This is a genomic window from Streptomyces sp. AM 2-1-1 (assembly GCF_029167645.1).
Taxonomy (GTDB): Bacteria; Actinomycetota; Actinomycetes; order Streptomycetales; family Streptomycetaceae; genus Streptomyces.
In genome coordinates this window covers 3,524,403-3,537,196 of record NZ_CP119147.1, presented here as the reverse complement: position 1 = coordinate 3,537,196, position 12,794 = coordinate 3,524,403, and the positions used below count along the sequence as shown (strand labels likewise).

At 71.9% G+C, this 12,794-nt stretch carries 12 protein-coding genes and 1 tRNA gene; 8 read left to right on the top strand and 5 right to left on the bottom strand.

Translation table 11 applies throughout. The features are described 5' to 3' along the window. Positions 1–13: 13 nt before the first annotated feature. Positions 14–1,369: a serine/threonine-protein kinase gene (locus tag PZB77_RS15225; protein WP_275493138.1), complete on the bottom strand. Its 1,356-nt coding sequence runs from the start codon at positions 1,367–1,369 to the stop codon at positions 14–16. A gap of 156 nt (positions 1,370–1,525) precedes the next feature. Then, on the bottom strand, positions 1,526–2,074 hold the full coding sequence (locus PZB77_RS15220) for a helix-turn-helix transcriptional regulator (RefSeq protein WP_275493137.1): 549 nt from the start codon (positions 2,072–2,074) through the stop codon (positions 1,526–1,528). A gap of 160 nt (positions 2,075–2,234) precedes the next feature. Here PZB77_RS15220 and PZB77_RS15215 point away from each other — a divergent pair. Then, positions 2,235–2,307, top strand: a tRNA-Ala gene (locus PZB77_RS15215). Positions 2,308–3,388: 1,081 nt separating this feature from the next. Here the strand turns inward: PZB77_RS15215 and PZB77_RS15210 are convergent. Together PZB77_RS15210 and PZB77_RS15205 are read right to left on the bottom strand one after the other, a co-directional pair. Further along, positions 3,389–4,639: a PP2C family protein-serine/threonine phosphatase gene (locus tag PZB77_RS15210; RefSeq protein WP_275493136.1), complete on the bottom strand. Its 1,251-nt coding sequence runs from the start codon at positions 4,637–4,639 to the stop codon at positions 3,389–3,391. Between the two features lie 488 nt (positions 4,640–5,127). Next, on the bottom strand, positions 5,128–5,838 hold the full coding sequence (locus tag PZB77_RS15205; protein ID WP_275496077.1) for a DUF5324 family protein: 711 nt from the start codon (positions 5,836–5,838) through the stop codon (positions 5,128–5,130). A gap of 328 nt (positions 5,839–6,166) precedes the next feature. Here PZB77_RS15205 and PZB77_RS15200 point away from each other — a divergent pair, with 328 nt between their 5' ends. Together PZB77_RS15200 and PZB77_RS15195 are read left to right on the top strand one after the other, a co-directional pair. Beyond that, the gene (locus PZB77_RS15200; protein ID WP_275493135.1) at positions 6,167–6,700 is read left to right on the top strand and encodes a peptidylprolyl isomerase; all 534 of its coding nucleotides are present in this window, start codon (positions 6,167–6,169) and stop codon (positions 6,698–6,700) included. A gap of 212 nt (positions 6,701–6,912) precedes the next feature. Continuing rightward, a complete protein-coding gene (locus PZB77_RS15195; RefSeq protein ID WP_275493134.1) occupies positions 6,913–7,818 on the top strand; it encodes a rhomboid family intramembrane serine protease in 906 nt (301 codons plus the stop codon). Between the two features lie 426 nt (positions 7,819–8,244). On the opposite strand, the gene crgA is transcribed toward PZB77_RS15195, so the two are convergent. Next, positions 8,245–8,499, bottom strand: a complete 255-nt coding sequence (crgA, locus tag PZB77_RS15190) for a cell division protein CrgA (protein ID WP_275493133.1) — start codon at positions 8,497–8,499, stop codon at positions 8,245–8,247. A gap of 137 nt (positions 8,500–8,636) precedes the next feature. Between crgA and PZB77_RS15185 the strand changes: the two genes are divergently transcribed. The 5 genes from PZB77_RS15185 (at position 8,637) to PZB77_RS15165 (ending at position 12,707) form a co-directional block, all read left to right on the top strand. Continuing rightward, positions 8,637–9,404, top strand: a complete 768-nt coding sequence (locus tag PZB77_RS15185) for a DUF881 domain-containing protein (RefSeq protein ID WP_275493132.1) — start codon at positions 8,637–8,639, stop codon at positions 9,402–9,404. A gap of 118 nt (positions 9,405–9,522) precedes the next feature. Then, entirely contained in the window at positions 9,523–9,708 is a 186-nt protein-coding gene (locus PZB77_RS15180; RefSeq protein ID WP_275493131.1) for a hypothetical protein, read from the top strand. Further along, positions 9,705–10,343 (top strand): aminodeoxychorismate/anthranilate synthase component II, encoded by a 639-nt coding sequence (locus PZB77_RS15175; RefSeq protein WP_275493130.1) that lies wholly within the window; start codon positions 9,705–9,707, stop codon positions 10,341–10,343. Before PZB77_RS15180 ends, PZB77_RS15175 begins: the two co-directional genes overlap by 4 nt. After that, complete coding sequence (locus PZB77_RS15170) at positions 10,340–11,938, top strand: class E sortase (protein WP_275493129.1); 1,599 nt, start codon at positions 10,340–10,342, stop codon at positions 11,936–11,938. The genes PZB77_RS15175 and PZB77_RS15170 overlap by 4 nt, the downstream gene beginning before the upstream one ends. Positions 11,939–11,966: 28 nt before the next feature. Beyond that, complete coding sequence (locus tag PZB77_RS15165) at positions 11,967–12,707, top strand: class E sortase (protein WP_275493128.1); 741 nt, start codon at positions 11,967–11,969, stop codon at positions 12,705–12,707. Positions 12,708–12,794: the final 87 nt, after the last annotated feature.

The window sequence follows — 12,794 nt, the reverse complement described above, 5'->3', positions numbered from 1 at the left end:
GCCGGGGCCCGGGTCAGGCCTGGGTGAGTGCCCAGATGCCGACCGCGAAGCAGACCAACGCGACCAGCAGGACCGGGACCGCCACCTTCGGGGACGGTCCCGGTCGTGCCGTACGGGCCCGGGGGGCGGTGGTGAGCGGGTACGCGGCGGGGGCCGGGAGCGGGGCGGCGCCGGCGGGGTGTCCCTGGGGCGCCGTGTAGCCGCGGGTCGGGGCGGACCCGCGGTGCGCGGCGGCCGTCGAGGCGGTGGCGGAGGAAGGGGCGCGGGCGGCGTGCTCCGGGCCGGCCGGCGGGGCGGCCTGCCACGCCGGGGCGGCGGGCGGCGGGGCCAGGTGGAAGCTGCCGGTCTCCGACATGGCGGCCGGAGGCGGGGCGGAGGGGTGCTGGGGCGCGGGAGAGGGCTGGTGCGGGAGTGGGCCTCCCCCGGTGGCCCGGTCGGCCCCTCCGGGCGGCCGGGGGGCCGACCGCGGGGCGTGGAGCGGGCTGCTGAGGAGCGGGCCGTCCGGGCCGAATCCGTCCGGCAGGGGCCCGATCTGATCGAACACCTCCACCCTCTCCTCGTCGCCCGGAGCCTCGGGCAGCACCTCCACGGCGGCGGCCAACGCCTTGCGTGCGCCGGTGGCGGTACGGAAGCGGGCCTGCGGATCCGGCTGGAGCAGCCCGGCCAGCACCTGCCAGAGGGGCTCCGGGATGCCCTGGGGGGCGGCGGGGGTGCCGTGGGCGGCGAAGCGCTCGATGATCGCCCGGGAGTCGGGCTTGTGGCCCTGGAGGAGGTAGAGCGCGACGAGCCCCGCCGCGAAGAGGTCGGCGGGGAAGTCGGGTTCGGCACCCATCATCTGTTCCGGGGCGAAGTAACCCGGGGTGCCCACCACGTAGTTGGTCTCGGTCAGCCGGGGCTCGCCCTTGCGCATCGAGATCCCGAAGTCCGACAGCCGCAGGTGCGGGCGCCCCGAACCGGTGGCCTCCATCAGGATGTTGGCCGGTTTGATGTCGCGGTGCACCACCCCTTCGGCGTGCACCGTCGACAGCCCCGAGAGCAGCTGGTCGAGCAGGAGACAGACGAAGCGCGGCGGCAACGGCCCGTAGTCGCCGATGACATGGGCCAGTGAGCCGCCGCTGACCAGATCCATGGTGAAGAGGACCTTGTCGTCGTCGGCCGCCCAGCTGGCGGGTGCGAGCACATGGGGGTGCTCGATGCGCAGGGCCTGTTCGCGCACGAAGCGGAGCAGGGTGTGCGCATCGCTCTGCTGGAGCACCTTGGCCGCCACGTACCTGCGGCGCCGGTGGTCCCAGGCGCGCCAGACGGCGCCCACGCCACCGCGTCCGATCGGGTCGACCAGTTCGTACCGGCCGGCGAATACCTCACCCATTGCGCTGTGTCCGCTCCCAGTCCTGTGCCGGATGGTGCCGGGTGCCGGAACTCGGGGTGCCACCGGGCGCCAGGGCGTCGAACGGGCCCCTGGCGCACGATCCGCGGTGGCGGGTGCGGCGGTGCCCGGTGCCGCTCCCCCCGCGATCCCTGCCCCTTAGTTCTGGTGTCCTTCGTAGTGCGCGACGGCGTCCGCGGTGCGACCCGCGCCGTACACCCTGAGGAACTCTGCCAGTTCCGGGTGGGTCGGGGCGAGGGAGTCGGCCGCTTCGATGATGTCGCCGGCCGCCGAGACCGACCGCAGCAGCGACTGGATCTCGCGCACGACGCGGCGGACGGTGGGCGCCTGGCCGCTGGTGGTGGTCTGGCCGGTGCTGGACAGAACCGATCCCCCCTGGGACTTCTTGATCTGGTCCATCCGGTCGGTGGCCTCACCCGCGCTGACGCTGCCGTCCGCGACCTGGACGGCGAGCTCCTGCAGGGCCTGGACGCGTTGGACCACCGCCGGGTTGCCGATCTTGGCCCGCTGGCCGCTCATCAGCTGGGAGAGCATGGGCGCGGAGAGCCCGAGCGCGGCGGCGAGCCGGGCCTGATTCAGGCCAAGGTCATCTATGAGCCGGCGGAAGAGCGCGCCGAGCGGCTCCCCGTACCAACTGCGCTGCAGCTCCCTGGCTCTTGCGGTGGCCTCTTGCTGCGCTGCGTCCATCACGCCTCCCCTTCGCTGCTGCGAACCTAGTCGGACATCTTACGGAGAGTGGTCGTCCCCCGGGAGTCCCCATCTCTTTGCGGGAATCCGGCCACGACCCGGTACTCTTGTCTCCGACGGATCCTCCACGCGCGGACGCGAGTGGCGGCTTTCGTTGTCCGGGGCCTTAGCTCAGTTGGTAGAGCGCTGCCTTTGCAAGGCAGATGTCAGGAGTTCGAATCTCCTAGGCTCCACACCTTCAAGACCCCTCCGACCTGCGAAGTGCGGTCGGAGGGGTCTTTCTGTCGTTGTCCTCCTTTTCCCGTGCTGACGTGTCGGCATGGTGGTGTGTCGGCACGGTGGTGTGTCGGCACGGTGGTGTGTCGGCACGGTGGTGCTGACGAGCAGCCATCACAGGCCGGTCCTCGGGATGTCCCCGAGGGCCGCTGCCACGCGGCGCTCTCCCGGAGTTCTCCCGGTCTCAGTCGGGGCGGCCTGACGTTCCGCCGGGGTACCCCGCGGCCCGGTCGCCGTCGCGCCCGGCCTGCCGGTCGCGAGGGACGACGAGGGATCGGCCTGGCCTGCTGATCCGACGCGCAGGTGTCGCGGTGGCGACCGGCGGTCGTCGGGTCGTCCTTGTGGCGGACCCACCCCACGCGCAGCGTGGCGGGCGTTGCGGTGAGGGCGCGGCAGATGCCCGCGGTGCTGCCCGAACCGCCGTTGGTGCCGGGCCCGGTCGACGGAGCTGCCCCAGCGGCTGCCGATGACGGTCGCCGACGGACCGGCGGGGGTCGCTCGCCGACGCGGCCGGACCCACTCGCTGAGCAGCCGGCGGGCGCGGGTGACGCCCGGGCTCCGGGCCACGTGGGGTTGCCGGACTCGTGCGCGTGCGACCAGTGCGGCGCGCCCCGCAAACATGCCGATGGGGGCGGGCACGAGCGGCGGGGACGCTCCGCCTACGGAGTACGCGGCCCGGTCGTCGGCGAGCCGTTGCACGAGGCCGGGGCCGGCCGTCTCGACCGGTCGGCCGGGCGCGCTCCGGCGGCGTAGAGGACGCCGGGTGCCTGGACCAGGATCGCGGCCGGGGCGGAGGGTGTTCTTGGGCCCGTCGCGAGGTGGCGGGAGCGGCGACTCGGCTGAGACCACGGCCGGCCGGCGCCGTCGGGGACGCGTGAGGCGAGGGGGTGGTCCGGCGCCGGCGACGCCGGTGTACTTTCCACGGATTTCTCGTCGCGGCGAGTGGACGGATCCCCCGGCCACCTACGGGCGGGAGCGTTCGCCGGAGGTGCGGCCACGGTGCCCCGGCCTCCGGCCCGGCCGGACATCCGGGTGCCGTCAGGGGAGCTCGGTGGAGTCCTGCCAACCGGGCACGGCAGTGGCTGCCGGGGAGTGCTCGGTCCACACGGTGTGGGCGAGCGCGGATCCGCCCGAGTCCGCCGGGGGACGCGCGACCCGCACGGCGAAGATCGTGGTGTCGTCCTGGAGCCGTCCGTACACGTGCCGCAGCATCCGGTCCCGTACGGCCCTGACCAGGCGGTACGGCGAGTCGGCGAGTTGCGGGTCGGCGATCACCGCCGCCTCCAGCGACTCGGCGAGCGGGAAGAACCTTCCTGCTCCGTCACGGGCTTCGGTCACCCCGTCCGTGGTGAGCAGCACGGTCTCGTCCGCCGCCAGAGGGAACCGGTGCGGCCCTTCGAACCGGTCCGGCGCCGGAGCCAGCTCGTTGAGTCCGAGCGGGAGCCTGCTGCCGCTGTCCAGCCGGCGTATCCCACGGGCGCTGACCGCGAAAGGCGGATCGTGCCCGAAGTTGATGATGTCGACGTACCCGTCGTCGGACCCGGGCGCCGGGAAGTCCAGCAGCACCGCCGTCGCGAACCGGTCCCCGTCCTTGTAGCCCATCGCCTGTTCGTAGAGCCGGTTGCGCTCCATCCTGATCTCCATGCGCTTGGCGACCATCCGGAGATCGGGTTGGTGGAACCCGGCCTCACGGAAGGTGCCCAGCAGATTGGCCGCCACCGCCACGGCTCCCAGGCCTTTGCCCTGTACGTCACCGAGGAGTGCGCGCGTCCCCCAAGGGCTCGGCTGGATGTCGTAGAAGTCGCCGCCCAGCCGGGCTTCCGCGTCGGCGGGCAGGTAGATGTGCGCATGGAGCAGTCCCCCCCAGTTGGGCGGGAGCGGCCGGATCACGGTGGCCCGCGTGGTGTCCGCCACGTTCCGGACGGAGAGCGCCCGCCGCTCACCGCGACGGCGCATCCACGCGGCTGCGACAGCGAGCAGCCCACCCGTGGAGACCAGGATGAAATCGGGCAGCCCTGAGCGGAACTCGTGCTCCCACGCCTGGTCGATCAGCGCGTACGCGACCACGGAGGCGACTGCGAACAGGGCGGTGGTGCCGACCGGGCAGAGGACGGCGGCCACGACGGGAACCACCACGAGCCAGGACAGCACCCGGAAGTCGCCCGTGGTGTTCCAGTCGGCCGAGCAGACGATCAGGAGCAGGGCCAGTGGCATCAGCCAGCCGAGGCGGCGGCGGGGTCGTCCGACGATCGCCACCAGCGCGCGGTCCAGCCACGGCTGCCGGCGCAACAGCCCGCTTCCGCGCGGAGCCGGCGCCGGTTCGGTCCCCGGTGGGGAGTAACGCGAGGAACGGGAGGCCACCGAGCCAGCGAAACACGGTCCAGGACACCCCGCATCCGCGCGCCGGACGGACCGGGCCCCGCAGCCCTGGGGCCCGGTCGGCCCCTCGTCCGACAGGCGTCCCCAGCGGTCCACCGTCGGCCGATCGCGCCCCCGGCCGCCGAGGGGGCCTGACACGCTCGTGGGGCGTCGGACGACGGTGAAGTCGTCCGACGCCCCACGGTGGCCGAGCGGATGGCGCAGGCGCGGACGCCCCGGGCCGAGGATCCGGAAGCGTTCGTTTCACGTGAAACATGAGCCCCGTAGACCTGCGGTACTCGACCCCTGAGGTATGCGGGACGAGCGCGCACGCGAAACCGGCGGGCGAGGCACGTGCCCCTCGCCCGCCGGTTCCACGTTCCCGCGGCGTTCAGTGCCCCGGGACGGAGCGAGACGGGTCAGATCCGGTCGTCGCGGCCCTGACCGTTGAGGTCACCGGCCTCGGCGTCCGCCTGCTTGGCCCGCACCTCGGGGTCAAGGTCGGTGCCGTCGACCGAGCTCAGCGGCGTCGGGGAGTCCCCCACCGCAGTGGGCTCCGAGGGCTCCACCAGCCAGTCCGGGTTGGCCTGACGGTCCCACCACCGCCATGCCGCGACAGCGCCACCGGCGACCAGGGAGAAGACGACGAAACCCTTGACGAAACGGCCCGTCTTGGCTCGGCGGACGTTCTTCCTGGCGAGTCGCTGGATGTCCTTGGCGGTGACCTGACCGCGCAGGGCGGCGAGAGCCGCAGCGCTGCGCACCTGGGCCTCCTCGGCGACCGGCTGTGCCACGGCCACCGCGTGCTCGAAGCGGGGCACCGTGTAGTCGGCCGCGTTCTTGGCCGCCTTACGGGTCCGTACGGCGGCATCACGGGCGGCGCCGTCGAGCTTCGGGGGCACATGGGCACGGGCCTGTTCGATGCGCGGCGCGACGTGCGCGACGTACTGGACGCGGGCCTGCTGTGCGGCGGCCGACACCTTGGGTGCGAGGCGCACGCGAGCCTCGTTGGCGTAGTGCGCGGCTTGGATCTTGGCTGTGTCGGCGTAGGGCGCCACCACTTCCGCGGCGTGCTGCGCGCTGTCCTTCGCCGAGTCGGTTGCGGCGCGCACGCTGTCGATGCGGGTCACGTGATCCTCCTCCTTGGTGGCGGGTAGGTACTCCGCCTGTCCGCCCATGCCGAAATCATGCCTGCGAGGCTTGGGCGCGGCATGCGGGGCGGGCATCCGGGTCATGGGCATATGCAGTCAATCCGAATCAGGGAGTGCGTGGACGACGATGCCACGGTTCGGATGGAGGCGCGCCGTACGCGTGCCCGCCCGATCGGGTGTGTCCTGCTGGAGCGTCCGTGTGGGGCACGGGGGAAGAGGGTTCCGCGGACGCCTCGCCGGTACGGCCCGTCGTGCGAGGATCGGGGAGCTTTTCAGCGCAGACCCGATGATTCATGGAAGGCAGACCGTGGCCGATCAGTTGTACGCCACCCTCAGGACCAGCCTGGGCGACATCGAGATCCGGCTTCTGCCGAACCACGCTCCCAGGACCGTTCGCAACTTCGTCGACCTTGCCACCGGCGGCCGCGAATGGACCCATCCCGCGACGGGTACCCGGTCGAGGAACCGGCTCTACGACGGCACGGTGTTCCACCGGGTCCTCGACAAGTTCATGATCCAGGGCGGTGATCCGCTGGGGAACGGGACCGGGGGACCGGGATACGAGTTCCCGGACGAGTTCCATCCCGACCTCGCGTTCAACCGGCCGTATCTGCTCGCCATGGCCAACGCCGGACCGGGTACGAACGGCTCGCAGTTCTTCGTGACCGTCTCACCCACCGCATGGCTGACGGGGAAGCACACCATCTTCGGCGAGGTCCCGACCACGGCCGGGCGCAGGGTCGTGGACGCCATCGCGTCGCTTCCGGCGAATCCGCGGACGAACCGGCCCTACCAGGACGTCGTCCTGGAGTCGGTCCTGATCGGGCCTCCGGATTTCTGAGCCGGTGCACCCGGTGCACCCGGTGCTCCCAGGGCTGCCGCGGTGCCGACGCGCGGCTGCTGACCCGGGCCTCTCCGGCCCGCCGGCCCGAAAACGAGGCGCCCGGTGGGGAACCATCCGGACCGACGGTCCGTACGGTTACATAACGGACCAGGACTGGCAGCTACAGGACTGGCAGCGAGAGACCGAGAGGTCGGGAGAGGCCGGGACCGATGGACCAGCAGCCGCCGGCAGACCGGGACCCGTCCGAGGAGGGCGGGTCGCCGCAGGTCTGTTACCGCCATCCGGACCGGAGCGCGGGGATCCGCTGCACCCGCTGCGAGCGGCCGATCTGCACCGCGTGCATGGTCAGCGCCTCCGTGGGCTTCCAGTGCCCGGAATGCGTGCGGAACGCGGCCGGGACGGGCCACCACCCGGCCGCCTCGCGGCCGCGCACGCTCACCGGGGGGACGGTCTCGGCCGATCCCCACCTGGTCACGAAGATCCTGCTCGCGGTCAACGTCGCCGTGTTCGCCGCCGTCTGGCTCACCGGCAGGTCGTGGCTGGTGGAGGACCTCATGATGCTGGGCCGCGCCTGGGATCCCCAGCCCTTCCCGGGCGCCTGGGTGGGGGTCGCCGAGGGGCAGTGGTATCGCCTGCTCACGTCGGTGTTCCTCCACGAGGAACTGCTGCACATCGCGTTCAACATGCTCGGGCTGTGGTGGCTGGGCGGGCCCCTGGAGGCCGCTCTCGGCCGGATCCGCTTCCTCGCGCTGTATCTGCTCTCCGGCCTGGCGGGAAGCGCGGTCACCTACTGGATGAGCGCGCAGAACCAGGGCTCGCTGGGAGCCTCCGGGGCGGTCTTCGGCCTTCTGGGGGCCACCGTCGTCCTCATGCGGCGGATGAACTACGACCTGCGGCCGGCCCTCGTCATCCTGGCGTTGAACGTCCTCTTCAGCCTGCGGCCCGGGGTGGCCTGGCAGGCCCACCTCGGCGGGCTGGTCGCCGGCACGCTCATCGCCGTCGCCCTGGTGCACGCACCCCGCACGAGGCGGATCGCGGTGCAGTGCGGAGCCTGCGCACTGGTCCTGGTGGTGACCGCTGTGATCGTTCTTGCTCGTACTGCCGTATTGACCTGACGGATTTTGTCCACTCCTGCGAGACACTTATCCACAGGATGGCGCCAGGCCGGGTGGAAAACATGGGTACATGCGTTCGCCGCGTCGCTGAACAGGGTCTTCTTCTCCCCTTAACCCCCTACAGCCTCCCCGGATGGGGGAGGCTGTAGTCACATCGGCGTCAACTTCGGCGCGGGTTATCCACAGATCGTCCGACCTTTTCCCCCGCCTGTGGATAACTCTGTGGGTAACTTCGGGGCAGGGCTTGCGGAAGAGGTCCGACATCGGCGTGGCGGGGCAGGAGCGGACCCCCGGGCGGCCGGGCACCGTGGTCGCACGGATGGGGCCGGTCACCGGGTGGTGCGATCCGACGGGGACGAGCGGTTGTCGCGGCGCGAGCCGCGGGGAGGAGCGCGGTGGGACAGCGGGGTCAGCGGGGCCCGAGGGCTACTTCCACTGCGTGGAGACGGCGAAGCCGCCGCCGATGAGCCCGAAGCCGACCACGATGTTCCAGTTGTGGAGCGCCTCGATGGGGAGCGAGCCGTCGGTCACGTAGAACAGGACGATCCAGGCCAGACCGATGAGGAAGAGCCCCAGCATCACCGGAGCGATCCAGCCGCGGTTCCCCAGCTTGATGGTGGTCGCCTGGTTCGCCGGGAGCGGCGTGAAACCGGCCTTCTTGCGGATACGTGACTTCGGCACGAGGAACGCTCCTGTCGATGCGCTGCGTGACCGCGCAGTGATCTTTGACTGGCGCCCGAGGGCGCCGGGGGGAAGCTGCCTCCCCCGGGCGTCCGTTAGCGTAGTGCTTCCATGGCGCCTGATGAGATAAGGGTACGTTGAGCAATCTCGCGGACTCTCCCGAAGGGGCGGCCCGGCGCACCTCGAAGTGGCCGGTCCGGGTGCTCACCGCTGCCGTTTTCGCGCTGGCCGGTCTGATCTTCGTCACCAGCGCCAACACGGCCAGGGGCACCAACATCCGCAGCGACTCCTCCCTGCTCAAGCTCTCCGACCTCATCCGTGAGCGGAGCGACAAGAACGGGGAGCTGACCGACTCGAACGCGGCCGTGCGCGCGCGCATCGACGCGCTGGCACAGCGCGGCGACGGCAGCACGGAGGCGGAGGACGCCCGGCGCCTGGCGCTGGAAAAATCGGCCGGCACCACGAAGATCAAGGGGAAGTCCGTCAGCGTCACGCTCGACGACGCTCCGCCGGACGCCACCGCGAACCCGGGATACCCGGAGCCGCAGCCCAACGACCTGGTGATCCACCAGCAGGACCTGCAGGCCGTCGTCAACGCGCTGTGGGACGGCGGGGCCCAGGGCATCGAGGTCATGGACCAGCGGCTCATCTCCACCAGCGCGGTCCGCTGCGTGGGCAACACCCTGATCCTCCAGGGCCGCGTCTACTCGCCCCCGTACACGGTCACGGCCGTCGGCGACCCCGGCGAGCTCCGCAAGGCGCTCGGCGCCTCCACGGCCCTGCAGAACTACCAGCTGTACGTGAAGGCCTACGGCCTCGGCTGGAAGGTCGACGAGGACGATGACGCGACCCTGCCGGCGTACGCGGGCACGATCGACCTCCCTTACGCGCAGCCCGTCGAGTAGGGCCGCCGCAGCCGCACCGGACGATCGCCTTCCACCCGGCGGACCGCCGCTTTCCACAGCTGCCCCACGTCCGGGCCGCAGCCCTTTAGTCTGGTCCCGAACCGAATGGAGGGGCAGCATGTACGGCTGGATCTGGCGGCATCTGCCGGGCAACGCGTGGCTGCGGGGAATCATCTCGCTCGCGCTCGTCCTGGCGGTCGTCTACGCACTCTTCCAGTACGTCTTCCCCTGGGCGGAGCCGCTGCTCCCGTTCGGCGACGTGACGGTGGACGGCCAGGGCGCCGGAGCGGAGGCAGGGCAGTGAGCGCACGCGTTCTGGTCGTGGACAACTACGACAGCTTCGTCTTCAACCTCGTGCAGTACCTCTATCAGCTCGGCGCGGAGTGCGAGGTACTCCGCAACGACGAGGTCACCACCGCCCATGCCCAGGACGGTTTCGACGGGGTCCTGCTCTCGCCCGGGCCCGGCGCTCCCGAGCAGGCCGGTGTCTGCATCGACATGGTGCGCCACTGCGCCGCGACGGGCGTTCCGGTCTTCGGTGTCTGCCTCGGCATGCAGGCAATGGCCGTGGCGTACGGCGGGGTCGTGGACCGTGCCCCGGAGCTGCTGCACGGCAAGACCTCGCCGGTGAGCCACGACGGGCAGGGCGTCTTCGCGGGGCTGCCGTCCCCCTTCACCGCCACCCGCTACCACTCGCTGGCCGCCGAACCCTCCGCGCTCCCCGTGGAGCTGGAGGTCACCGCGCGGACGGCCGACGGCATCGTCATGGGGTTGCGCCACCGCGAACTCGCGGTCGAGGGCGTGCAGTTCCACCCCGAGTCGGTGCTCACCGAGCACGGGCACCTGATGCTGGCCAACTGGCTCGTCCGGTGCGGCGACACGGGCGCGGTGGGCAGATCGGCGGGGCTCACGCCGGTGGTGGGCAAGGCCGTCGCGTGACCGCACGCCGTCCCGAGCACGACGCCGCTCAGGAGTACCCGCGCGGGCGCGGGACGGGCGGCTCGTTCGAGGAGGCGGTCGGCCGGCTGGACGATCCGTTGAACGACCCCCTGCCGGGCGGCCACCCTCCGTCCCGGCCGCACCACGCCGGGCCGGATCCGGTGGAGAGCGTTCCGCGCCGCCCGCCGGCCGACCGTCCGCCCACGGGAGGACGTGTCGTCGAGGGCGTGGTGGTGGAGAGCTCCCTGCGGCCCCGTACGGGACGGGAACAGCCGCCGCCCCTCTCCACCCCGCCCCGGCACTATCAGAGCCCTCAACAGGCCACGTACGGGCCGCAGGAGGGCTTCCGGCGGGCTGCCGGGCCCGGCGAGTGGTACGACCCCGCGGGTCACGGGGGTGACCACCGTGACTGGTACGGGCAGGAGCGGCAGCCGCAGCATCCCGGCCCGGCCAGGCCCACCGCAGCCGGCTTCGGGACGGGCGCCGGGCCCGGGCCGGTGGACGGCGCCCCCGCGGCGGGCCCCGCCCGTACCTCCGGCCGCCACGCGTCCCCCGCCGCGCCGGACCCCGTCACCGGTCCGTACCCCGCCACCGCGCCGGACTCCGCCACCGCGCCGGACTCCGCCACCGGGCCGTACCCCGCTCCCGGGCAGCGGGACGAGGTGGTGACCGCCCTCATCCCCGTTCTGGACGAGCGCGCGACCGGAGCGACCCGCACCGGTCGGGGCCCGGAGGACGGCCCCGCTCCCGACGGCCCCGCCCCGGGCGGGCGGGCCGAGCGGCGCCGGGCGGCGAAGGCGGGCACGCGCCGCCGCGCCCCGCGGCAGCCGGCCCCGGCCGGCGGGGGTGCCAGGGCAGAGGGTGCGCCGCCCGCCCGGCCGATGTCGCGGGTGGAGGCCCGCAAGGCGGCCCGGGCGGCCAAGGACAGTCCGGCCGTGGTCGTCAGCCGGGTCACCGGTGAGCTCTTCATATCGCTCGGCGTGCTGATGCTGCTGTTCGTCGCCTACCAGCTCTGGTGGACCAACGTGCGGGCCGACCGGATCGCCGGCCAGGAGACCCACAAGATGCAGGACCAGTGGGCGACCGGCGACCGGGATCCCGGGACCTTCGCGCCCGGCCAGGGCTTCGCGGTCATGCACATCCCGAAGCTGGACGTCGTCGCGCCCATCGCGGAGGGCACCAGCAAGGAGAAGGTCCTCGACCGGGGCATGATCGGCCACTACAGCGAGGGTTCGCTGAAGACCGCGATGCCGTCCGACCCCACGGGGAACTTCGCGGTGGCCGGTCACCGCAACACCCATGGTGAGCCGTTCCGTTACGTCAACAGACTCGTACCGGGCGACAAGGTCGTGGTCGAGACCCAGGACGCGTACTACACCTACGAGATGGTGAAGACGCTCGCGCAGACCTCGCCCTCCAACGTGTCGGTGATCAGCCCGGTGCCCGCCGGATCCGGTTTCACGGCGCCCGGCCGCTACCTGACTCTGACCACCTGTACACCGGAGTTCACCAGTACCTACCGTCTGATCGTCTGGGGCAAGATGGTCGAGGAGCGGCCGCGGAGCGAGGGCAAGCCCGACGCTCTCCTGGACTGACGGACAACCTCACGGCAAGGACGGTGCGGTGGCGACGAAGACCGAGCACGAGGCGCGGGCCGACGAACCCGCGCCCCCGGCCGGAGCGGCGCCCGCCGCGCGTCATCCGGTCGCGGCGGCCGTCAGCGTCTTCGGTGAACTCCTCATCACCGCGGGGGTGGTGCTCGGCCTCTTCGTCGCGTACTCCCTGTGGTGGACCAACGTCGTGGCCGACCGCGCGGCCGACGAGCAGGGCAACGCGGTCCGCGACGGCTGGGGGGCCGCCTCCGGTCCGGGTGCGCTGGACACCGGGGGCGGCGTCGGCTTCCTGCACGTGCCGGCCATGAGGAACGGCGAGGTGCTGGTCAAGAAGGGCACGGACACCGCGATCCTCAACGACGGCGTCGCCGGCTACTACACCGATCCCATCCCGGCCGCGCTGCCGGGGGAACCCCGGGGCAACTTCACCCTCGCCGCCCACCGGGACGGGCACGGAGCGAAGTTCCACAACATCGACAAGCTGCACGACGGTGACGCGATCGTCTTCGAGACCGAGGACACCTGGTACGTCTACAAGGTGTTCAAGACGCTCCCGGAGACCACGAAGTACAACGTCGACGTGCTCCAGCAGGTGCCGAAGGAGGCGGGCGTGACGAAGCCCGGCCGCTACATCACCCTGACGACCTGTACTCCGGTCTACACCTCGAAGTACCGCTACGTCGTCTGGGGCGAACTCGAGCGTACGGAGAAGGTCGACGCCGACCGCACTCCCCCGGCCGAACTGCGCTGACACCCCGCCCCTGAGCACCGGCTCACCCTCCGAACACAGAGACGGGCTCCGACCACCCTGAGGTGGCCGGAGCCCGTTTCCTTGGCT